Source organism: Saccharopolyspora kobensis, from assembly GCF_900108315.1.
In the GTDB taxonomy this organism is placed as follows: domain Bacteria; phylum Actinomycetota; class Actinomycetes; order Mycobacteriales; family Pseudonocardiaceae; genus Saccharopolyspora; species Saccharopolyspora kobensis.
The window spans coordinates 1-21,004 of record NZ_FNVB01000012.1; the positions used below are offsets into that span (position 1 = coordinate 1).

A 21,004-nucleotide genomic window follows, 5' to 3' on the forward strand; every position below is an offset into this window, starting at 1 on the left:
AGCAGCGAGACGTCGAAGGTGCCGCCACCGAGGTCGAAGACCAGGATGGTCTGTTCCTTCTCGCCCTTCTCCAGGCCGTAGGCCAGCGCAGCCGCGGTCGGCTCGTTGATGATCCGCAGCACGTTCAGACCGGCGATCTGACCGGCTTCCTTCGTCGTCTGCCGCTGCGAGTCGTCGAAGTAGGCCGGGACGGTGATCACCGCGTCGGTGACCTCCTCGCCCAGGTACGACTCCGCGTCCCGCTTGAGCTTCATCAGCACGCGGGCGCTGATCTCCTGCGGCGTGTAGGCCTTGTCGTCGATCTGCACCGACCAGTCGGTGCCCATATGCCGCTTGACCGACCGAATGGTGCGGTCCACGTTGGTGACGGCCTGGTTCTTCGCCGGTTGCCCGGTGAGCAGATCGCCGTTCTTGGCGAAGGCCACCACCGAGGGCGTGGTCCGCGAGCCCTCGGAGTTGGCGATCACCGTCGCTTCACCGCCCTCCAGGACCGCCACCACGGAGTTCGTCGTCCCCAGATCAATGCCGACCGCACGCCCCATCACGCACCCCTCTCCGACTCGCTTCCGTCGAGCTCTTCGAGGTCGATGTCCTCAGTATGGGAATGCCCCACGAGCACGTCCACCTGGGCAAACGGTGCTGGAGCGACCGGAGGTGCGCACGTTGCGCATGTGCCGCCAGTGCTCAGGCGGACCGCGGCCTGGCGCGGACGTGCATCTTCTCCCCCTGCGGTCCGAAGAGGCTGAGAACCTCCACCGGCGCCTCGCCGGTGCTGCCGAACCAGTGCGGGACGCGGGTGTCGAACTCGGCCGCTTCGCCCACCTTGAGCACCACGTCGTGCTGGGCGAGCACGAGCCGCAGCTTGCCGCTGAGCACGTAGAGCCACTCGTAGCCCTCGTGGGTGCGCTGATCGGGTTCGCTGCGCTCCGGACCGATGATCATCTTGAACGCCTGCAGCCCGCCCGGCTGCTGGGTGAGCGGCACGATCGTGGTGGCGTCGCCCTGCTTGAAAGGCTTCATCCGCACCCGCGGGTCGCCGACCGGCGGCGCGCCGACCAGTTCGTCCAGCGGCACCTGGTGGGCCTGCGCGATCGGCAGCAGCAGTTCCAGGCTCGGCTTGCGCTGCCCCGACTCCAGGCGGGAGAGCGTGCTGACCGAGATCCCGGTCTTCTCCGACAGCGCGGCCAGCGTGCAGTGGCGCTGCTGGCGGATGCTCTTGAGGCGCGGCCCGACCGCGGCGAGCACTTCATCCATGCCCTTATTGCAGAAACGGCAACAGGATTTGTCAAGTCGGCGCGGCCGCGCGCATCGTGACCCCAGGACATCCGGATTGGAGTGCAGATGACCGACCTCGACTGGGCCGCGATGGCTGACGTGCTCGAACTCGAAGGTGAGGCGTACCAGCCCTACGTGCAGCTGGCGCTGGCCGAGCTGGCGCAGCTGGAGCCGCAGCGGATCACGGACGTGGGCAGCGGCCCGGGCGTGGCCGCCTGCCAGCTGGCCGCCGCGTTCCCGAAGGCCGAGGTGACCGCCGCCGACGGCACGCCGGAACTGCTGGCGCGCGCTGAGCAGCGGGCGAAGCGGCTCGGCGTCGAACTGCGCACCCGGGTCGCCGAGTTCCCGGCCGGGCTGGACGACCTCGGCACCGCGGACCTGATCTGGACGGCGCAGACGGTGCACCACGTCGGCGACCAGCAGGACGCGCTGAACCGGCTGGCGCGGCTGCTGACGCCGGGTGGCGTGCTGGCGGTCGTGGAGGGCGGGCTGCCGACCCGCTGGCTCCCGCACGACCTCGGCTTCGGCCGCCCCGGCCTGCAATCCCGCATCGACGCGGCGATGTCCGAGCGGTTCAACCAGATGCGCGCCGAACTTCCCGGGTCGGTCGCGACGGTGGAGACCTGGGCCGACATGCTGCGCACGGCAGGTCTCGAAGGGACCTGGAGCAAGACGTTCCTGGTCGACCGCCCGGCCCCGCTGGACGACGGCACCCGGCGGTGGCTGCGCGGAACGGTCGAGCGCTATCGCCACGGCCTCCAGGACCACCTCGACGCCGAGGACCTCGCGACGCTGGACCGCCTGCTGGACCCGGCCGAGCCGATGGGCCTCGACCAGCGCCCCGACCTCTTCCTGCTCACCGCGAAGACGGTCCACTTCGGACACAACCCCGCCTGAGCGATCGGTGCCGGTAGAGCCCGTGAGCGTTTTGGGGCGCTATGGCACCCCAAAACGCTCACGGGCCTTGGCCTGCGGATCCGGTCAGGGGGTTGCGGCGCCGCCCTGGGCGACGGTGCCACCCTTGTTGATCACGTGCGGCTGGCCGGAGGCGTAGTGCACCGCGCTGCCGGAGCCGATCGCGATGACCTTCTGCGCGGAGCCCACGTCGACGGTGGAGTTGCTGCCCTGGACCTTGACCAGCGAGCAGGCGCCGTTGAGGGTCAGGTGGGCGTCGTTGGCCAGCACGATGACCTTGCGGGCCGCGCAGTCCTCGGTCAGCGAGGTGCCGTTGGCCCGGACGATCAGCGGAGCCCCGCCACCGCTCTGGAAGTCGCCACCCTCGAAGTCGCCGGATCCGCCCTGCCCGGTGCTCTCGCCGGTGGCGCCGACGGACTCGTCCACGTCGTCCACGACCGGCAGCGGCGCGGCCTGCGCGTCCGAAGACGCCGAGACCTCACCGGGCTCGGACGCCGCCTGGCCGCCCGTGCCGCATCCCGCCACCAGCAGCGCGGTCAGCCCGGCACCGGCCAGGACCACCGCAGCGCGCCGAACCCCGGACAAGCCGTCTCTCAGAGGATCTACCTGCATGTTCAACAAAATATCAACCTTGAGGCCCGCATCGGCCGCCCGGCCGCGCACCTCGCCCGTGATCTCCATCTCCAGGCCCCAGCGGTGCGGTGAACATTCGGCCGAAAGAACCGGAAATCATTTCACATTCACGAGCCGACCAGGGCTCACCCATTCGTGGCATATTCCGCGAATTCCGGAATCCTTTCGAAACCGGCGTGAACATCTTTGATTCGTCTCCGCCCGGCCAACGCGGTGGTCTATGGTCACCGACCAAAGCTGAGCGGCAAATAACCCTTCACTGGGGGACGAATGGATCCCGAACTCGCGGCTTTGGCGTCATCCGCGGCGAACACGCTGGTGGAATCGCTGACGACCAGTGCGTGGCAGCAGGCGAAGAACGGCCTCGGAGCGCTGTGGCGCCGAGTGCACCCCGACCGGGCCGAAACCGTGGAAGCGGAGTTCGACGACGCACGCGAGGAAGCGCTGGCGGCCATCCGCACCGGCGATGAGGAGACCGGGCAGGCGCTCACCGCGGAATGGCGGTCACGGCTGCGCCGCTTGCTGAACGACGATCCCGAGATCGCCACCGAGCTGATCCGGTTGATCGAGGATCTGCGCGCCGCACCGCTGGAGGGCAACACCCAGGTGGGCACGATGTACGGCAGGGCCTCCGAGCACGGCAAGGTGTACCAGGCCGGCCGCGACATGCACTTCAACGAGCGGTGAAGCCCGACGAGAAGGCCGAAGCGCACCGCCTTTCGGCCACGGCCTCCGACTACGCGAAGATCTTCCAGGCCCTCCGGGACCAGCACTTCCACTTCTACGACGGCGACGGCAGCGGGACGCATCGCACGTTCCCGGCCGCGACCGACGGCGTCTGCCCGTACCCGACCGACATGGCGGCGTTCAGCTCGGCGGACAGGCACTGGTTCTTCGGCCGGGACGAGCTGGTCGCCGACCTCGTGCAGCGCCTCGACCAGCGGTGGCAGGACGGCGGCGGCCCGCTGGTCGTCGTCGCTCCCTCCGGAGCGGGGAAGTCGTCCCTGCTCCAGGCCGGGTTGCTCCCCATGCTCGAAACAGGTGCGCTGCCCGGCGAGAACTCGGCGCGTTGGCCGCGACTGCTGTTCACCCCCACCGACGACCCGGTCCGCGCCTTCGCAACCGAGCTCGTCGGTCTCATCGGTGACGACCCGGACGAGGTCCAGCAGCAGTTGACCGATCCCGTTCGGTTCGGCGAGCACCTGCGCGAGGCGCTGCAAGAGCGGGTGGGCGTCGGGGTGGAGTCGGGGGCACGCCTGGTGGTCATCGTCGACCAGCTCGAAGAGCTGTTCACGCTGTGCACCGACGCGGCGGAACGGCAGCGCTTCCTCGCGCTGCTCTCGCACCTCGCCGAACCGGGCCCGGACGGCGGAACACCGACCGCGCTGGTGGTCTACTCCCTGCGAGCGGACTTCTACGCGCAGTGCACCGATCACCCCCAGCTGCGCGATGCGCTGCAGAACGGTCAGGTCGTGGTCGGGCCGATGAGCCGGAAGGAACTGCGCCAAGCGATCATCTTCCCGGCGCGGCGGGCGAAGCTGCGAGTCGAGGACGGTCTGGTCGACCTCCTGCTGCGCGATCTCGGCATCCCCGATCCCGACGACGACACCGCGGCCGGGTACGAGGCCGGACGACTGCCGCTGCTGGCCCATGCGCTGCGGGTCACCTGGCAGGTGCGCGCCGGCGATCAGCTCACCGTCGCCGGATACCGCAGGACGGGCGGGATCCAGCACGCGGTGGCGACCACCGCCGACGGCGTGTACGACGCGCTCCTGTCCACCGAGCAGCAGGTCGCGCGGACTCTGCTCCTGCGGCTGGTCAAGATCGGCGACGGCACCGAGGACACCCGCAGGCGGACGTCCCGGCCCGAGCTGCTGGCCGATCTGCCCGATCAGCAGCTCGCGCGGGACGTGCTGGAGAAGTTCACCCGCGCCCGCCTGCTGACCCAGCAGCAGGACACCGTCGAGATCACCCACGAAGTCCTGCTCCGCGCCTGGCCCCGGCTGCGCCGCTGGATCGACGACGACCGGTCCGGCAACCTCATCCGCCAGGCGCTCGACGAGGACGCCGCCGCCTGGGACCGCGGCGGACGCAGCCCTGCCCTGCTGTACCGGGGAAAGCGGCTGGACGACGCCCGCGCGTGGGCCAAGGCGAACCGGGCCGAGTCGAACTCGCTGGCCTCGGCGTTCCTCTCCGCATCCGCCCGACGGAAGCGCTTGCTCACCGGTGCGGGCTACACCGCGGTCGCGCTGGTCGGCGTGCTCGCCCTGGTGGCGACGCTCGCGGCGGCGACCGCCATCGGGCAGCGCGACACCGCCATCTTCAACCAGGTCACCGCGCAGGCCGACCGCCTGCAGGACCTCGACATGTCCCTGTCGGCCAAGCTGAGCCTGGCTGCCAACCACATGCGCCCGGAGGACCGCGACGTCCGGACGGACCTCGTCGCCACCGAGAACACCCCGCTCTCGTCGCTGCTGACGGGCCACACCGGCCGGGTGGTCTCGGCAACGCCCAGCCCGGACGGGCGCACCCTGGCCAGCACCGGCGAGGACAAGACCGTGCGGCTGTGGAACTTCTCCGATCCCGCGCGCCCCGTGCCGCTCGGAGCACCTCTGACCGGGCACACCGATGTGTCGACGCAGACGGCGTTCAGTCCAGACGGCCGCGTCCTCGCCTCCGGGAGCAATGACGGCTCGGTCCGGTTGTGGAACGTCGCAGACCCGGTGCACCCCGTTCTTCTCGGCCAGCCCCTCGAGGACCAGATCGGCCAGATCGCGGACGTGGCGTACAGCCCGGACGGACGCATGCTGGCCACTGCCGGGGAGAACGGCACGGTGCGGTTGTGGAACGTCGCGGACCCGGCGCGGCCAGTGGCGTTGAACCGTCTCCTCAGCGGCTACTCCGGCGACATCTTCTCCGTCTCGTTCAGTCCCGACAGCCGTACGCTCGCCAGTTCCGGAAAAGACGGGCTGCTGTTGCTGTGGAACGTCGCCGACCCCGCCGATCCGGCGCCGCTGGGCACGAATCTCGACGGTCACAACGGCAACGTCCACTCCGCGGTGTTCAGCCCGGACGGTCGGCTCCTGGCCGCTTCCAGCGACGACGAGAAGATCCTGCTGTGGAACGTCACCGATCCCGCGCAGCCCGTGCTGCTGGACCGAGCCATGACAGGCCACACCGGTCCGGTGTTCTCGGTGGCGTTCAGCCCCGACGGGCGCTTGCTGGCCAGCGCTAGCGTCGACCGGACGATCCGGTTGTGGAACATCGCAGATCCCGCCTATCCAGTGGCCTTGGGCCGACCGCTGGCCGGACACAGCGACTACGTGCTCTCGGTGGCGTTCAGTCCCGACGGGGAGACTTTGACGAGCAGCAGCAATGACAGCACGATTCGGGTGTGGAACCTGCCGCGCACGATCGTGACCGGCCACACCCACGTCGTCAACGCCGTGGCGTTCAGCCCGGACGGACGCACGCTGGCCAGCGGCGGCGACGACCGGACCGTTCGGTTGTGGGACGCTTCCAGCCCCACCCGCCCGGTCCCGCTGGGTGAACCCCTCACCGGCCACGCGGACGCCGTGTTCTCGGTGGCGTTCAGCCCCGACGGGCGCACGCTGGCCAGCGCGGGCAGCGGTGGCACCCTGCGGTTGTGGGACGTTTCCGAGCCGGCGCAACCGGTGGCCCGTCAGACCTTGACCGGCGATCCCACTCCACTGTGGTCGGTCGAGTTCAGCCCGAGCGGTGAGTTCCTGGCCGCCGCGAGGGAGAACGGGACGATCCAGCTCTGGAACGTCTCCGACCCCGCTCGACCGGAGCAGCTGGGCAGCACCTTCTCCATCGGCACCGAAGGAGCGAGTTCGGTCGCGTTCAGCTCGGACAACCGCATCCTGGCCGTTGGAGGCACCAACGCGACCCGGCTCTTCGACATCACCGCCCCGGAACGGCCGGTCGCCATGCCGCTGATGACCGGCCACAACGGCACCGTGCGGTCGGTGGCCTTCGGTCCCACCGATGCTCTCCTGGCCACCGCCGGTTACGACCTGACGGTTCGCCTGTGGGATGTTTCCGATCCCGCGAAGCCGACACAGCTGGGAGAGCCCCTGACCGGCCACACGAACTTCGTGACGGCAGCGGTGTTCAGCCCGGACGGCCGCACCTTGGCGAGCTCTGACGACGACGGCTCAGTGCGGTTCTGGGACGTCTCCGACCCGGCTCGCCCAGGGCCGATCGGCCAACCCGTCACCGGCCACACCGATGCGGTGTGGGGCCTGGCCTTCAGCTCCAACACCACGCTCGCGACCGCCAGCCACGACCAGTCGATCCAGCTGTGGAACCTGGACCCGGGCTCCGCGGCGAAACGCATCTGCGCCACCACCAACGACAACGTCCTCACCGAGGATGAGTGGCGCGAGTACGTCTCCGACGAGCTCGCGTTCGACCCGCCCTGCCAGCACCTCACCGGTTGAACGGCGGCGGAGCCGGTACCGGGTCCGGGATCGGCTGGCGCGGGGCGTTCTGGGAACCCCGGACGCTGATCACGCTGCCCGGCGGTTCGGCGCAGCGCAGGTCCTCGTTGATCGGGCCGGGTGCCGTTTCGCTGCCCGGGCGGCGTGGCGTGCCCTCGTAGCCGCGGGTGCAGGCGATCGGGTTGAAGAAGTTCAGGACCAGGCCGAGGTGCCCGGTGCCGTCCGGGGACAGCGTGTGGGAGAACGCCGAGATCACCGGCAGGGCCACCAGCAGCTGCTCCATGCCCTCGGTGCGCACCTCGGTGATCTTCATCGTGGTCAGCATGTTCGCCGCGACCACGCCGAAGTCGGTGCCCGCGCTGTCGAGCAGCGCCTGCACCTCCTGGCCCGCCGCGGGCGCGTCGCGGATGATCCCGCGCAGGTCCGGGTCGGATTCCTTGAGCTGCCCGGAGATCTCGCGCAGGCCCTCGCTGAACGACACGATCTCCTCGGCCTGCTGCTGCTGGGTGCGCAGCACGACGTCGCTGTTGGCCAGCAACGACGTGGTCTGCGGGAGGTGCTGCTCGGCCGCGGCGGTCACCGAGCTCGTCGCGTCCAGCAGCCGCTGCAGGTGCGCGCCGGAGCCCTCGAACGCGGTGCCGACCTCGTCGACGACCGTGCGCAGGTCGTCGACCGGAACGCTGCCCACCAGCCGGTCGAGGTCGACCAGCAGCGATTCCGGCGGCAGCGGCACGGCGGTGCGGTCCTGGGCGACCACGGCACCGCTCGCCAGGTACGGCCCGCCGTCGTGCTCCGGACGCAGGTCCAGGTACTGCTCGCCGACCGCGGACCGGTTGGCCACCACCGCGCGGGTGTCGGCGGGGATCTGCGGGGCGGAGTCCTCGATGTGCAGTTCGGCTTCGAGGCCGGTCTCGGTGAGCCGCATCGCGGTCACCCGGCCGACCGCCACGCCCCGGTAAGTGACCTCGGAGTTGGTGAACAGCCCGCCGGAGTCGGCCAGCTGCACGGTGACCGAGTACCCGCTGCCGCCGAAGAGCCGGTCCAGCCCGGCGTAGCGGCCGCCGGTGTAGCCGATCCCGACCACGGCCAGGACCAGGAACAGCGCCAGGTGCACCTTGGTCTTGCGGCTGAACATCACTGGCCTCCCAGCAGCGGCGGGACGGAGGGCGTCGGCGCGGAGCCGGGCACCGGCAGCGGGAGCGGTGGCAGCGGCGGGGCCGGTGGTGGCGGCCGCAGGCCCGACTGGCCGGCGTCGCTGAGGCCGGGGATCGGGATCAGCGGGCCGGAGGAGCGCGAGAGGTTCTCCACGATGCTGCTCAGGTCCAGGTCGAAGCGCACGTCGGCGTTGACGAAGTCGCCCTTGAGCGGCTTCATCGCGTACTCCGGGAACGGGTAGGTGGCCAGGAAGCCGATCGCGTCCGGCAGCGCGTCACCGGTGTCGGCGAGCTTCTGCAGCGTGGGCGCGAGCGCGTGCAGGTCGGCGAGCATGTCGTCCCTGCTGCGGTTGACGGTGTCGACCGCGACACCGGAGAGCCGGTCCAGCGACTCCAGCATCGACACCAGCTGACCGCGCTGCTCGTTGAGCACCTGCAGCCCCGGCCCGATGTCGTCGAGCGCGGCCGAGACGGTGCCGGTCTGCTCGCGCAACGTCGTGGACAACCGGCCGAGTCCGTCGATGGCGCGGGTGATGTCCTCCCGCTGACCGTCCAACCTGGACACCGTCTCGTCCAGGTTCGCCAGCAGCGAGCGGATTTCCGCCTCGTTGCCGGTGAAGACCTTGTTCATCTCCCGCACGATGTCCTGCAGCTGCGCCACTCCGCCGCCGTTGAGCAGCATCGACAGCGCGCCGAGCACCTCCTCGATCTGCGGGTTGCGGTTGGTGCGCTCGATCGGGATCACCGCGCCGTCGGCGAGCTCGTCGGACGCGGGCTGCGCGGGGGCGGCCAGCTCGATGAACTTCTCCCCCAGCAGGCTGGACTGCCGCAGCCGGGCGTCGGCGTTGGCGGGCAGCCGGACGTCACCGTTGACCGACATCGACACCAGCGCCGTGGTGTTGTCCGGGCCGAGCTCGATGCGCTCGACCCGGCCGACCGGCACGTCGTTGACCTTCACGCTGGACTGCGGCACGAGGTCGAGCACGTCGGCGAACTGCGCGCTGACCCGGTAGGGCCGGTCGCCCAGCTCGGCGCCGCCGGGCAGCGGCGCGTTGTAGAGCCCGGTGAACCCGCCCGCCGAGCAGCCGGACACCAGCAGCAGGATCACCACCAACGCACACCGCTTCATCGGGAGCCCTTTTCGCATTGGTCGGCCGCGGCCGCGACGACCGACTGGCCGCGTCTCGGGAGAACATCGCATGCGTCGCAGGCGCATAGCCCGCCCTCGCAGCTCGCACCGCCGCTGAGGTTGCGCCACCCGCACCGCCACGCTGAACGAGCCTGGAAAATCCTCATTGGGAGCCCCCTTCGCGCGAGGCGTCGACGAGCGGCAGCGGCAAGGGCGGGAGTTCACCTTGCTGGAGGTAGTGCATGGCCTCGCCGATCGACGGCAGGCCGAGCTTGCCGTCGAGCACCGGGGCCAGCTCGTCGCAGGTCTTCTTCAGGTCCTCGGGCACCGGTTCCGGCAGGCTGTGCTGGATCAGCTTGCACACCATCAGCACCGGCGGGTGGGTGAGCTCGTTGAGGTGCCCGCGCACGGTCACGGTGCCGGAGGCCGCGTCGTAGGCGTTGATGAAGTTCGTCGCGCCCAGCGGCGCCACGTCGAGCACCTCGCCCAGCGCCTCGCGCTGGTCCACCAAGGCCTGCGTCACGCCGGTCAGGTTCTCCACGTTGGACGAGAACTGCTCGCGGTTGTCCCGGATGAACGCCGAGACATCGCCCAGCGCCGCCGCCAGCGAGCTCAGCGAGGCGCCCATCTGGTCCTGCTCGCTCGCCAGGAACCCGGCGACGTCGGCGAGCCTGCCGTTGAACTCCCGGATCTGCCCGTCGCTGGCGGCCAGCGCGGCGGTGAACTCGTTGAGGTTGTCCACCGTGGCGAACAGGTCGCCCTGGTTGTCCTGCAGGGTTCCGGCCAGGTCGCCGAGCCGCTTGATGGTCGCGTTGAGGTTCTCGCCCTTGCCGTCCAGCGCCGCGGCCGTGGTGTTGAGCACGTCGGTCAGCGCGCCGGTGCGGTTGGCGCCGTCCGGCCCGAGCGCCTCCGCCAGCGACTTGGCGCTGTTGTAGAGCTCGTCGAGCTCGGCCGGGGTGGCCGTGCGGTCCTTGTCCAGCACCGCTCCGGTGGCGAGCTCCGGGCCACCGGAGTAGGCCGGGGTGAGCTGCACGTACCGGTCGCTGACCAGGCTCGGCGCCACCACCACGGCCTTGACGTCGGCGGGGATCTGCACCTCCCGGTCGACGTGCAGGTCGACGCGGACCACCTCGCCCTGCGGCACCACCGCGTCGATGCGCCCCACCTCGACGCCGAGCACGCGCACGCTCGACCCGGCGTAGACGCCGACGGCCTTGTCGAAGTAGGCGGTCAGCTGCTTGCCCGGTTCGCTGAACGCCCACCACAGGCCGGCGCTGACCAGCAGCACCAGCGCGCTGCCGGTGCCGAGCAGCTTGATCAGCGGCGACTTCCGGCGCGGTTCTTCCTCGTCCGGTCTGGACATCAGTCACCTCCGACTGGTCGGCTCGGCACCGGGAGCTCGCAGGAGGTCGTGTTCGTCTGCAGCGGCCCGGCGTTGATCGGGGGCGGGAACAGCCCGCAGATGTAGCCGTCGAACCAGCGCCCGTTTCCGACGGTGTTGTTGAAACCGCGCACGTAAGGCGCCATCGCCTCGATGGTGCGGCCCAGGTTGTCCTGGTTGCGCTGCAGCATCTCGGTCAGCTGATTCAGCTGGTCCAGCGTCGGCCCCAGCTGTGCCTGGTTGTCGGCGACCAGGCCGCGCAGCTCGTCGGAGAGCTTCTGCGTGCCGCTCAGCAGCGAGGAGATCGCGCTGCGGCGCTGCTGCAGCTCGGTCAGCAGGAGGTTGCCGTCGGCGATCAGCCGCTGCACCTGCTCGTCGCGGTCGGCGACGATCCGGCTGACTCCGCTGGTGTTGCGCAGCAGTTCGCTGAGCTGCTGGTCGCGCGAGGAGATCGTCTGCGACAGCGCGGAGAGCCCGTCGACGGCCTCCCCGAAGTGCTCCGGCGCACCGCGGAAGGTGTCGGCCAGCACCCGGAAGCTCTGCGCGAGCTGCTCGCCGTCGACCTCCTCGGCGGTGCGGGTGAGCTGGTCGAGCGCGTCGGGGATGTCGAACGGCGCGGCGGTGCGCTCCACCGGGATCGGCTCGGACAGCTCCTGCTCGCCCTCCGGTTGCAGCGCCAGGAACTTCTCGCCGAGCAGCGTCTTGATCTCGATCCCGGCTCGGCTGCGATCGCCCACCTCGGCTTCGTCGACGCGGAAGGACACCAGCACCCGGTTGCCCTCCAGCGACACGTCGGTGACCTCGCCGCTGCGGATGCCCGCGATGCGCACGTCGTTCCCGGCGGCCAGCCCGGCCGATTCGGTGAAGTAGGCCTGGTAGGTGCTGCCGCCGAGCACCGGCAGGTCCTTGGCGAAGAACGCGCCGCTCGTGACGAGCACCAGCAGCACGATCGTCACCACCCCGACGACCGCCTGGTTCCGCTCCCGCAACGGTTTCACGACTGGCACCTCTCCGGCATCTCCGACGGCGGCGCGGGCAGGATCGGGATCTTGATGTTGAGGTCGGAGATCCCGACGGTGCCCGACATCCGGCACAGGTAGAAGTTGAACCAGCTCCCGTAGCTCACCGTCCGCGTCAGCGCGTTCAGCCGCTCGGGCACGGTCTGCAGGTCGTGCTCCAGCTTGGGCATCTCGGCGTTGAGCACGGTGGTGAACCGCTGGAGCTCGGCGATGTTGCGCTGCAGCGGTTCCCGGCCCTCGGCGAGCAGATCGCCGGTGGTGCCGGCCAGCTCGTCGAGCGCCGCGACCGCCTCGCCGACCGGCTTGCGCTGCTCGGCGAGCCCGCTGGTGAGCTGCTGCAGCGAGGTGATCAGCTCGCCCAGCTGCGGGCCGCGCGCGTTGACCGCGCCGACCGCGGTGTTGAGGTTGTCGATCACCTGGCCGATCACCTCGTCCTTGCGGGCGAGCGTGGTGGTCAGCGACGCGGTGTGCGCGAGCAGGCTGTCCACGGTGCCCGCTTCGCCCTGCAGCACCTGGACGAGTTCGCCGGAGAGCTGGTTGACGTCCTCCGGCGAGAGCGCTTGGAACAGCGGCTTGAAGCCGTTGAACAGCGCGGTGAGGTTCAGCGCCGGGTGGGTGCGCTCCAGCGGGATCTCGCCGCCCGGCGGCAGCACCTCGTCGCCCTCCCCGATGGGCGCGTCCAGCGCGAGGTAGCGCTGCCCGGCGAGGTTGCGGTACTTCACCGTCGCCGAGGCGTCCACCGGCAGCCGGCGGTGCGCGTCGACGTCGAAGCTCACCAGCGCGTGCTTGCCGTCGACGACCTCCAGCCCGGTGATCCGCCCGACCTTGACGCCGGCCATCCGCACGTCGTCACCGAGGTTGAGCCCGGAGGCGTCGGCGAACCGCGCGGTGTAGTCGCTGGACGTGCTGGACGTCGACGCCCCGATGGTCATCGCCAGCACGCCGGTCAGCACCACCGTGACCAGCGCGAACAGCGACAGCTTGAGCAGCGGCGCAGTGATCGACCTCATCTCACCTCCACCTCGGCCCCGCGGTAGACCGGCCCGACCAGCAGCCCGCTCCACCCCGGCACGTCCTCGCGGGCGACGCCGAGCTGCGGGGCGAGCAGCGTCGAGAGCAGCTCGCGCTCGGCCGGTGCGTTGGCCACCGACTGCGGTGCGGTCGACGCCGGGGCCGCCCACGGGAACACCTCATCGCGGTCGCGCGGCGGTTCCGGGAACGTCGAGCCGTCCTCCACCGGCCCGCCCGGCGGGTACTGCGGGAAGGTGTCCGGCGGTTCGACCCACGGGTAGCAGCGCGGCCCCCGCTGGTCCAGGTACTTCGGGTCGTCGACCCCGGGCAGGTACTTGCCGCGGCTGCCGGTGATCTCGATGGTGAACTTGGCGATCTCCGGGTTCTCGGTGCCCTTGCCGAAGGACGCCTCGGCCGTCGGGATGGAGTCGGCGAACTGCTTGAGCATGCACGGGTACTGCGGCGAGTACTCGGCCAGCAGCTCCAACGTGGACCGCGAGCTGCTGGTCAGGTTGATCAGGTTGTCCTTGTTCAGCGCCAGGAACCGGTCGAGGCTCTCGGCGCTGGTGGTGACGCTGCCGATCATGTGCTGCAGCTGGGTGCGCTGCTCGGCCAGCGTCCGGCTGGTGGTGGTCAGGTCGCCCAGCGCCTGCGCCAGATCCGGCACCGCCTCGTGGTAGGTGTCGGCCACGTCGTCGATGCGGGCGATGACCGACTCCAGCTTCGGCAGCGACGGGTTGAGCTGCTCCAGGTAGCTGTCCAGCTGCACCAGCGTGTCGCCCAGCTGCTCGCCGCGACCGTCCAGCGCCTGCGACACCGCGGTCAGCGTCGTGGACAGCTTCTCCGGCTGCACCGCCTGCAGCACCGGCATCAGCTCGTCGAGCACCTTCTCGACCTCGATGGCCGAGCTGCTGCGGTCCTGCGGGATCACATCGCCGTCGGCCAGCGCCTGCGAACCGCCGCCTGCCGGGATCTGCAGCGCGACGTAGCGCTCGCCGAACAGCGTCTTGGGCAGCAGCCGCGCCGAGGAGCCCGCCGGGATCAGCTCGGCCTGGTCGGGTTTCAGCGCCAGCTCCAGCACGGCGTGGTCGCCGACCGCGCGCACGTCGCGGACCTCGCCGACCACCACACCGCGCGCCTTGACGTCGGCGCCGACGCGCATCTGGTTGCCGATCCGGTCGGTCTCCAGGCTCACCGCCACCACCGGCGTGAACGCCTTGCGGTAGACCGCGATGGTGCCCGCGAAGAACATCCCGGCCGCGATCAGGAACGCCACTCCGAGCGCCTGGTAGCGGCGCCTCTTCTCGTCGCCCCTCATCCGGAGATCCGAACCGTCGTGGTGGAGCCCCAGATGGCCAGGCTGAGGAAGAAGTCCAGCACCGAGATCAGCACGATCGAGGTGCGCACCGCGCGGCCCACGGCCATCCCGACCCCGGCTGGCCCGCCGCGCGCGGTGTAGCCGTAGTAGCAGTGCGTCAGGATCACCGCGATGCTGAACACGATCACCTTCCCGAAGGACCACAGCACGTCCTCGGGCGGCAGGAACAGGTGGAAGTAGTGGTCGTAGGTGCCCGCGGACTGGCCGTAGAACCACACGGTGATCTGCCGGGAGGCGAAGTAGGAGCCCAGCAGCCCCACCACGTACAGCGGGATCACCGCGGTCACCCCGGCGATCACCCGGCTGGTCACCAGGTACGGCACGGTCCGCACGCCCATCACCTCCAGCGCGTCGATCTCGTCGGAGATCCGCATCGCGCCCAGCTGCGCGGTGAACCCGCAGCCCACGGTCGCCGACAGCGCCAGGCCCGCGGCCAGCGGCGCCACCTCGCGGGTGTCGAAGTAGGCGGCGATGAAGCCGGTCAGGGCCGAGGTGCCCAGCTGGTCCAGCGAGGAGTAGCCCTGCAGACCGACCACCGCGCCGGTGGCCACGGTCATGCCGATCATCACGCCGAGCGTGCCGCCGATGACGGCCAGCGCCCCGCTGCCGAACACCACCTCGGTCAGCAGCCGCGCGGTCTCCCGCGAGTAGCGGCGCAGCGTGACCGGGGCCAGCGCGAGGGCGCGCAGGTAGAACGAGAGCTGCCAGCCCAGGCCCGCGAGTGCGTCCCCGGGCCCGCGCAGGAACCGGTGGCGCGCCGGGGAGGCGGCGACCGGATCGACGACGGCCATCGGCTCACAACCCCTTCGGTGGCACGAGTTGCAGGTAGATCCCGGTGAGCACCAGGTTGATCAGGAACAGCAGCAGGAAGGTGATCACCACCGCCTGGTTGACCGCGTCGCCCACGCCCTTGGGACCGCCCGCCGGATTGAGCCCCCGGTAGGCGGCGACGACCCCGGCCACGAACCCGTACAGCAGCGCCTTGAACTCGCTGATCCACAGGTCCGGCAGCTGCGCGAGTGCGTTGAAGCTGGCCAGGTAGGCGCCCGGGGTGCCGCCCTGCAGGACCACGTTGAAGAAGTAGCCGCCCATCACGCCGACGACGCTGACCATCCCGTTGAGCAGCAGCGCGACCAGCATCGCGCCGACCACCCTGGGCACGATCAGCCGGTGGATCGGCGAGACGCCGAGCACCTGCATCGCGTCGATCTCCTCGCGGATGGTGCGGGCCCCGATGTCCGCGCACACCGCCGAGCCGCCGGCCCCGGCCACCAGCAGCGCGGTGATCAGCGGGCTGGCCTGCTGGAGGATGGCCAGCGCGCTGGCCGCGCCGGTGAACGACTGCGCCCCGATCTGCTGGGTCAGCGAGCCGAGCTGCATCGCGATGACCGCGCCGAACGGGATGGCCACCAGCGCGGTCGGCAGGATCGTCACGCTGGCGAAGAACCACGCCTGCTGGATGCACTCCCGGACCTGGAAGGGCCGCCGCGGCATGGCCCGCAGCACCTCCCATGCCAGCGTGGCCATCCGCCCGACCTGGACGAACGCGCCCGCGCCAGCGCTGCGCACCGCCATCTGGTCACCTCCCGATCCGCGTTGATCCGGGACCCGCACGCCGCCCCGGACCAGCTCCGGCGCGCTGTTCTCCGCAATTTCAATGGAAATCAGAGGTCTGATTTCCATTGAAATTGCGTCCGGAGATCACCCGGCCGGGCTCCCGGCGGGGTCACTCCCGTGCACCGCTCAGGCGAGCGAGTGCGTTGCCGTCGCACCGCCGTCGGCGACGAACTCCGCGCCGGTGCAGTAGGAACTCTCGTCGCTGGCCAGGAACACCACCAGGTCCGCGATCTCCGACGGTTGCCCGACCCGGCCGAGCGCGACCCGCTCGCCGACGTGCTCCATCGGCACCGGCCCGCCGACGGCGTCGGGGATCATCTGGGTGTCGATCGCGCCCGGGTGCACCGAGTTGACCCGGATCCCGCGCTTGCCCAGCTCCATCGCCGCCACCTTCGTCATGCCGCGGATGGCGAACTTGCTCGCCGAGTAGGCCACCAGCAGCGGCATCCCGCCCAGTCCCTCCACGGAGGACACGTTGATGATGGAGCCGCCGCCGTCGGACATCGCCGGGATCACCTCCCGCATGCCCAGGAAGGTGCCGATCTGGTTGACCCGGATCACCCGCTCGTAGTCGGCCAGGCTGGTGTCGGCCAGCTCGGAGAAGTGCAGCACCCCGGCGTTGTTGACCAGCACGTCGATCCGGCCCAGCTCGCCCGCCGCGCGCACCGCGTCGACCCAGTCGTCCTCGGAGCTGACGTCCAGGTGCTGGTAGGCGGCGTCCGGGCCGAGCTCGTCGGCCAGCGCCTTGCCCGCTTCGTCGGCCACATCGGCGATCAGCACCCGCGCGCCCTCTTCGACGAAGCGCCGCGCGGCGGCCGCGCCCTGCCCGCGTGCCGCGCCGGTGATGATCGCGACCTTTCCCGTCAACCGCATGTCACATCAACTCATCCGTCAGCGGCAGCAGCACTGTCTTGAGCTCGGTGAAGGACTCGTAGGCCGACCGGCCGCCCTCCCGGCCGAGCCCGGACTGCTTGTACCCGCCGAAGGGCAGGTGCGGCTCGACCTGGAAGCCGTTGATCCCGACCGTGCCCGCGCGGATCCGCTTGGCCACCCGGAACGCCCGCTGCACGTCCTTGGTGTACACCCCGGCGCCGAGGCCGTACTCGGTGTCGTTGGCCAGCCGCACCGCCTCGTCCTCGTCGTCGAAGGGCACCACGGTCAGCACCGGCCCGAAGATCTCCTGCTGCGCGACGGCCATCGAGTTGGCCGCGTCGGCGAAGATGGTCGGCTGCACGAAGTTCCCGGCGCTGAGCTCGCCGTCGCCGCGCCCGCCACCGGTGACCAGCCGCGCGCCCTCCTGCCGGCCCTGCTCGATGAAGCCGAGCACCCGCTCCAGCTGCCGCTGGTTGATCAGCGGGCTGGACAGCACGCCCGGGTCGAACGGGTCGCCGTAGGTCACCGAACCGGCGATCAGCTCGGCGGCGCCGATGAACTCGTCGTAGGCGTCGCGGTGCACCAGCGCCCGGGTCGTCGCCACGCAGGCCTGCCCGGACAGGCCGAGGGTGACCATGCCCATCGCGGTCATGCCGGCCAGACCGACGTCACCGTCCGGGAACACGATCGCCGGGCTCTTGCCGCCGAGCTCCAGCGACACCCGCTTCATGGTGCCCGCGGCGGCCTCGACGACGCGGCGGCCGACCTCGCGGCTGCCGGTGAAGCTGACCTTGTCCACCTGCGGGTGGGTGATCAGCGCTTCGCCGGTCGGATCGCCGGGGCCGGTGACGACGTTGAGCACGCCGTCCGGGATTCCGGCCTCCTGCAGCAGTTCCACCATCCGCAGCACGCTGAACGTGGCGTACTCGGAGGGTTTGAGGACGACGGTGCAACCGGCCGCCAGCGCGGGCGCGACCTTCTGCGCGAACAGCAGGAACGGCGCGTTCCACGGCAGCACGGCGGCCACCACGCCGACCGGTTCGCGCAGCGTCATCGCGAGGTGGTCACCGCCCTGGTACGGCGGGAACGTCTCGCCACCGGCCTTGTCGATCCACCCGGCGTGGTGGTCGAAGACGTCGGCGGCCACGTCGACCGAACCGGCGTAGACGGTGGCGAACGACAGCGGCACGCTGTTGTCCAGCGCCTGCCGCGCCCGCAGGTCGTCGGCGTTCTCCCGGAGCAGGTCGGAGCACCGGCGCAGCAGCCGGGAACGCTCGCCCACCCGCGTCGTCGGCCACGGGCCCTCGTCGAACGCGCGACGCGCGGCCCGCACCGCTTCATCGACGTCTTCGGCACCGGCGACGGCGATGTCGCCGATGACCTCACCGGTCGCCGGGTGGTGGTGGGTCCAGGTGCGGCCCGCGCGGGCCTGCCGCCACTGGCCGTCGACCAGCAGCAATCCGTCCTTGAGCCCAGCAGCGTCGCGGTGCTGCTGCACGGTCAGCGCCATTCGGAAGTCCTCCCTGCGCGGCGGTTTCAGCTGGTTTCGGGGAGCTCCTGGCTCCGTTCCCCTAGGGGAGGGAGAGAAGTTCGGCTGCGGAGAAGTTGCGCTCCGGGTCGCGGTCGGCGAAGTAGGCGCCGACGGTGCCCGCCAGCTCGTCCTCCGTCCACAGCGGACCGCTGGTGTCGAAGCGCTGCTCGACCACCGGCGCGGCCATGAGCGCGATCATCCCGCTGTGCACGACGAAGACCTGCCCGCTGATCCGCTCGGCGGCGGGCGAGGCGAGGTAGGCGACCAGCGGTGCGACGTGATCCGTCGACAGCGGGTCGACGCCGTCCTGCGGCGCCGGACCGAAGACCTCCTCGGTCATCGCCGTGCGGGCCCGCGGGCAGATCGCGTTGGCCCGCACGCCCATTCGCGCGAGTGCGCGCGCGGTGGACACGGTGAGCGCGGCGATCCCGGCTTTGGCCGCGGCGTAGTTCGGCTGCGCCGCGGCACCGAGCAGGAAGGCCTCCGAGGCGGTGTTGATCACGCTGCCGTAGGTGCTGCCGTCCTGCTTGTACTGGTCGCGCCAGAACGCGGCGGCGTTGCGGGACAGCAGGAAGTGGCCGCGCAAGTGGACGCGGATGACGTCGTCCCACTCCTGGTCGGCCATCTTGAACAGCATCCGGTCGCGCAGCACGCCGGCGTTGTTCACCACCACGTGCAGACCGCCGAAGCGCTGCACCGCGGTGGACACCAGCTCCTCCGCGGTCGCGCTGGACGAGACGTCCCCGAGCACCGCGACGGCCTTGCCGCCGGTCTCCTCGATCTCGGCCACCACGTCCGCGGCGCGCTCGGTGACGTCGTTGACCACCACCTCGGCACCGGCACCGGCCAGTGCGAGCGCTTCCGCCCGCCCCAGCCCGGCGCCCGCCCCGGTGACGACAGCGACCTTGCCCTCCAGACTCCGCACCACCACTCCTAGCTTCAGTCGAAGTTCACGATCCGGCGGACGCGCAGCTGCCGTGCCCGGCCTGCTCCAGAACCGCCGTGTTCACCGGTTGATCACCTCACCGAGGGAGCCGGGACTGTAACTCGCACCACACTAGAACGTGTTCTTTCACAGTGGCAAGACCAGCGGGAAAAACCTTGCTGATTTCCGATCGTTCCACGTCGTGGATCGTGCAACCAGTTCTATCCGATCCCGTTCGGGCGATCCACTCGGCTGCTCAACGAGCCGTTCGTGCGAACGTCACTGCTCCGTTCGGTGCGATCTCACCCCTCCGTCGCAGCTTAGAACTCGTTCCGCACCGCCAAGACGAACGCCGCCAGCCATCCCACTAGCGGCTTGTCGACCTGAGCACCCCGCCGGGCTTATGGTTGTTGAAACATGTTTCAGAACACTGCCGATCGCAGGAGGGGTGCATGCGCATCGCCTACACGTCCGAGCAGGAGGAGCTGCGCGAGGAGCTGCGGCGCTACTTCGACGAGCTCATGACGCCCGAGATCCGCGAGGAACTGGCCGCGCACGGCGACTACGGCGACGGCGAGGCCTACCGGCAGGTCGTGCGGCAGATGGGCGCCGACGGATGGCTCGCGCTGGGCTGGCCGACCGAGTACGGCGGGCAGAACCGCAGCACCCTCGACCAGCTGATCTTCACCGACGAGGCGGCCGTCGCGGGCGCCCCGGTGCCCTTCCTGACGCTCAACAGCATCGCGCCGACGATCATGCGCTACGGCACGCCGGAGCAGAAGGCCCACTACCTGCCCAAGATCGCCGCGGGCGAGATCCACTTCGCGATCGGCTACTCCGAACCGGAAGCGGGCACCGACCTGGCCTCGCTGCGCACCACCGCCGATCGCGACGGCGAGGACTACGTGATCAACGGGCAGAAGATGTGGACCAGCCTGATCCAGTACGCCGACTACGTCTGGCTGGCCTGCCGCACCGATCGCGAGGCCAAGAAGCACCGCGGGCTGAGCATCCTGATCGTGCCCACCGACTCCCCCGGCTTCTCCTGGACGCCGGTGCACACCGTCGCCGGGCCGACCACCAGCGCGACCTACTACCAGGACGTGCGGGTGCCCGCGTCGGCGCTGGTCGGCGCCGAGAACGAGGGCTGGCCGCTGATCACCAACCAGCTCAACCACGAACGCGTGGCGCTCACCTCGGCCGCCCCGCTGCGCTCCGCGCTGGACGAGGTCGTGGAGTGGGCGCGGGAAACGCGGCTCACCGACGGACGGCGCGTGATCGACCAGGAGTGGGTGCGCCACCACCTGGCCCGCGCGCACGCCGGGGCGGAATTCCTCAAGCTGGTCAACTGGAAGATCGCCACCACCATCGAGCGACACCCGGCGCCCGCCACGGCATCGGCCACGAAGGTGTTCGGCACCGAGTTCGCCACCGAGGCCTACCGGCTGCTGATGGAGGTCCTCGGCAGCGCGGCCCACATCCGCCGCGGCTCGCCCGGCGCGGCCCTGCGCGGCCGCATCGAACGCATGCACCGCTCCTCGCTGATCCTGACCTTCGGCGGCGGGACCAACGAGGTGCAGCGCGACATCGTGGCCGCGGTCGGCCTCGGTCTCCCCCCGGCCAAGCGCTGAATCACCCGGCACCGCCTGATTTCGCGAGAAATTGACGGCCACCCGGGCGAACGGTCGACTTCGCAGGAG

At 70.4% G+C, this 21,004-nt stretch carries 18 protein-coding genes; 4 read left to right on the top strand and 14 right to left on the bottom strand.

From position 1 onward, the window contains the following. Positions 1-542: Hsp70 family protein (locus C4T78_RS31935; protein ID WP_177247807.1), on the bottom strand; the 542-nt coding region annotated here is incomplete at its 3' end. Between the two features lie 142 nt (positions 543-684). Then, a complete protein-coding gene (locus C4T78_RS31940) occupies positions 685-1,254 on the bottom strand; it encodes a helix-turn-helix domain-containing protein (protein WP_093358069.1) in 570 nt (189 codons plus the stop codon). Positions 1,255-1,341: 87 nt separating this feature from the next. Between C4T78_RS31940 and C4T78_RS31945 the strand changes: the two genes are divergently transcribed. Beyond that, positions 1,342-2,172: a class I SAM-dependent methyltransferase gene (locus C4T78_RS31945; protein WP_093358068.1), complete on the top strand. Its 831-nt coding sequence runs from the start codon at positions 1,342-1,344 to the stop codon at positions 2,170-2,172. Between the two features lie 84 nt (positions 2,173-2,256). On the opposite strand, the gene C4T78_RS31950 is transcribed toward C4T78_RS31945, so the two are convergent. Then, complete coding sequence (locus C4T78_RS31950; RefSeq protein WP_143186053.1) at positions 2,257-2,802, bottom strand: DUF3060 domain-containing protein; 546 nt, start codon at positions 2,800-2,802, stop codon at positions 2,257-2,259. 291 nt (positions 2,803-3,093) lie between these two features. Here C4T78_RS31950 and C4T78_RS31955 point away from each other — a divergent pair, with 291 nt between their 5' ends. After that, positions 3,094-3,510, top strand: coding sequence for a hypothetical protein (locus tag C4T78_RS31955; RefSeq protein WP_093358066.1), 417 nt, complete (start codon positions 3,094-3,096; stop codon positions 3,508-3,510). Continuing rightward, the gene (locus tag C4T78_RS31960) at positions 3,507-7,286 is read left to right on the top strand and encodes an nSTAND1 domain-containing NTPase (RefSeq protein ID WP_093358065.1); all 3,780 of its coding nucleotides are present in this window, start codon (positions 3,507-3,509) and stop codon (positions 7,284-7,286) included. Before C4T78_RS31955 ends, C4T78_RS31960 begins: the two co-directional genes overlap by 4 nt. Here C4T78_RS31960 and C4T78_RS31965 read toward each other — a convergent pair. From C4T78_RS31965 to C4T78_RS32015, 11 genes are all read right to left on the bottom strand, one after another. Further along, on the bottom strand, positions 7,276-8,421 hold the full coding sequence (locus C4T78_RS31965; RefSeq protein WP_093358064.1) for an MCE family protein: 1,146 nt from the start codon (positions 8,419-8,421) through the stop codon (positions 7,276-7,278). The genes C4T78_RS31960 and C4T78_RS31965 overlap by 11 nt on opposite strands. After that, entirely contained in the window at positions 8,421-9,569 is a 1,149-nt protein-coding gene (locus tag C4T78_RS31970; RefSeq protein ID WP_093358063.1) for an MCE family protein, read from the bottom strand. Before C4T78_RS31970 ends, C4T78_RS31965 begins: the two co-directional genes overlap by 1 nt. A gap of 163 nt (positions 9,570-9,732) precedes the next feature. Next, positions 9,733-10,932 carry an MCE family protein gene (locus C4T78_RS31975; protein ID WP_093358062.1) on the bottom strand — a complete coding sequence of 400 codons (1,200 nt, stop codon included), beginning with the start codon at positions 10,930-10,932 and terminating at the stop codon, positions 9,733-9,735. Further along, a complete protein-coding gene (locus C4T78_RS31980; RefSeq protein WP_093358061.1) occupies positions 10,932-11,948 on the bottom strand; it encodes an MCE family protein in 1,017 nt (338 codons plus the stop codon). The genes C4T78_RS31975 and C4T78_RS31980 overlap by 1 nt, the downstream gene beginning before the upstream one ends. Then, positions 11,945-12,979, bottom strand: a complete 1,035-nt coding sequence (locus tag C4T78_RS31985; RefSeq protein ID WP_093358060.1) for an MCE family protein — start codon at positions 12,977-12,979, stop codon at positions 11,945-11,947. The genes C4T78_RS31980 and C4T78_RS31985 overlap by 4 nt, the downstream gene beginning before the upstream one ends. Beyond that, the gene (locus tag C4T78_RS31990; protein ID WP_093358059.1) at positions 12,976-14,298 is read right to left on the bottom strand and encodes an MCE family protein; all 1,323 of its coding nucleotides are present in this window, start codon (positions 14,296-14,298) and stop codon (positions 12,976-12,978) included. The genes C4T78_RS31985 and C4T78_RS31990 overlap by 4 nt, the downstream gene beginning before the upstream one ends. Continuing rightward, positions 14,295-15,149, bottom strand: a complete 855-nt coding sequence (locus tag C4T78_RS31995; protein ID WP_093358058.1) for an MlaE family ABC transporter permease — start codon at positions 15,147-15,149, stop codon at positions 14,295-14,297. Before C4T78_RS31995 ends, C4T78_RS31990 begins: the two co-directional genes overlap by 4 nt. Positions 15,150-15,153: 4 nt before the next feature. Further along, on the bottom strand, positions 15,154-15,933 hold the full coding sequence (locus tag C4T78_RS32000) for an MlaE family ABC transporter permease (protein ID WP_093358057.1): 780 nt from the start codon (positions 15,931-15,933) through the stop codon (positions 15,154-15,156). A 168-nt stretch (positions 15,934-16,101) separates the two neighbouring features. Next, positions 16,102-16,848, bottom strand: coding sequence for a glucose 1-dehydrogenase (locus tag C4T78_RS32005; protein WP_093358056.1), 747 nt, complete (start codon positions 16,846-16,848; stop codon positions 16,102-16,104). Position 16,849: 1 nt separating this feature from the next. Next, positions 16,850-18,358, bottom strand: coding sequence for an aldehyde dehydrogenase family protein (locus C4T78_RS32010; protein WP_093358055.1), 1,509 nt, complete (start codon positions 18,356-18,358; stop codon positions 16,850-16,852). A gap of 61 nt (positions 18,359-18,419) precedes the next feature. After that, entirely contained in the window at positions 18,420-19,307 is an 888-nt protein-coding gene (locus tag C4T78_RS32015; RefSeq protein ID WP_218161748.1) for a 3-oxoacyl-ACP reductase, read from the bottom strand. A 449-nt stretch (positions 19,308-19,756) separates the two neighbouring features. Between C4T78_RS32015 and C4T78_RS32020 the strand changes: the two genes are divergently transcribed. After that, the gene (locus C4T78_RS32020) at positions 19,757-20,935 is read left to right on the top strand and encodes an acyl-CoA dehydrogenase family protein (protein ID WP_093358054.1); all 1,179 of its coding nucleotides are present in this window, start codon (positions 19,757-19,759) and stop codon (positions 20,933-20,935) included. Positions 20,936-21,004: the final 69 nt, after the last annotated feature.

Coding starts and splice junctions, on each gene's coding strand:
- C4T78_RS31940 (WP_093358069.1), bottom strand. CDS start 1,254: ATGGATGAAGTGCTCGCCGCGGTCGGGCCGCGCCTCAAGAGCATCCGC.
- C4T78_RS31945 (WP_093358068.1), top strand. CDS start 1,342: ATGACCGACCTCGACTGGGCCGCGATGGCTGACGTGCTCGAACTCGAA.
- C4T78_RS31950 (WP_143186053.1), bottom strand. CDS start 2,802: ATGCAGGTAGATCCTCTGAGAGACGGCTTGTCCGGGGTTCGGCGCGCT.
- C4T78_RS31955 (WP_093358066.1), top strand. CDS start 3,094: ATGGATCCCGAACTCGCGGCTTTGGCGTCATCCGCGGCGAACACGCTG.
- C4T78_RS31965 (WP_093358064.1), bottom strand. CDS start 8,421: ATGTTCAGCCGCAAGACCAAGGTGCACCTGGCGCTGTTCCTGGTCCTG.
- C4T78_RS31970 (WP_093358063.1), bottom strand. CDS start 9,569: ATGAAGCGGTGTGCGTTGGTGGTGATCCTGCTGCTGGTGTCCGGCTGC.
- C4T78_RS31975 (WP_093358062.1), bottom strand. CDS start 10,932: ATGTCCAGACCGGACGAGGAAGAACCGCGCCGGAAGTCGCCGCTGATC.
- C4T78_RS31985 (WP_093358060.1), bottom strand. CDS start 12,979: ATGAGGTCGATCACTGCGCCGCTGCTCAAGCTGTCGCTGTTCGCGCTG.
- C4T78_RS31990 (WP_093358059.1), bottom strand. CDS start 14,298: ATGAGGGGCGACGAGAAGAGGCGCCGCTACCAGGCGCTCGGAGTGGCG.
- C4T78_RS31995 (WP_093358058.1), bottom strand. CDS start 15,149: ATGGCCGTCGTCGATCCGGTCGCCGCCTCCCCGGCGCGCCACCGGTTC.
- C4T78_RS32000 (WP_093358057.1), bottom strand. CDS start 15,933: ATGGCGGTGCGCAGCGCTGGCGCGGGCGCGTTCGTCCAGGTCGGGCGG.
- C4T78_RS32005 (WP_093358056.1), bottom strand. CDS start 16,848: ATGCGGTTGACGGGAAAGGTCGCGATCATCACCGGCGCGGCACGCGGG.
- C4T78_RS32010 (WP_093358055.1), bottom strand. CDS start 18,358: ATGGCGCTGACCGTGCAGCAGCACCGCGACGCTGCTGGGCTCAAGGAC.
- C4T78_RS32020 (WP_093358054.1), top strand. CDS start 19,757: ATGCGCATCGCCTACACGTCCGAGCAGGAGGAGCTGCGCGAGGAGCTG.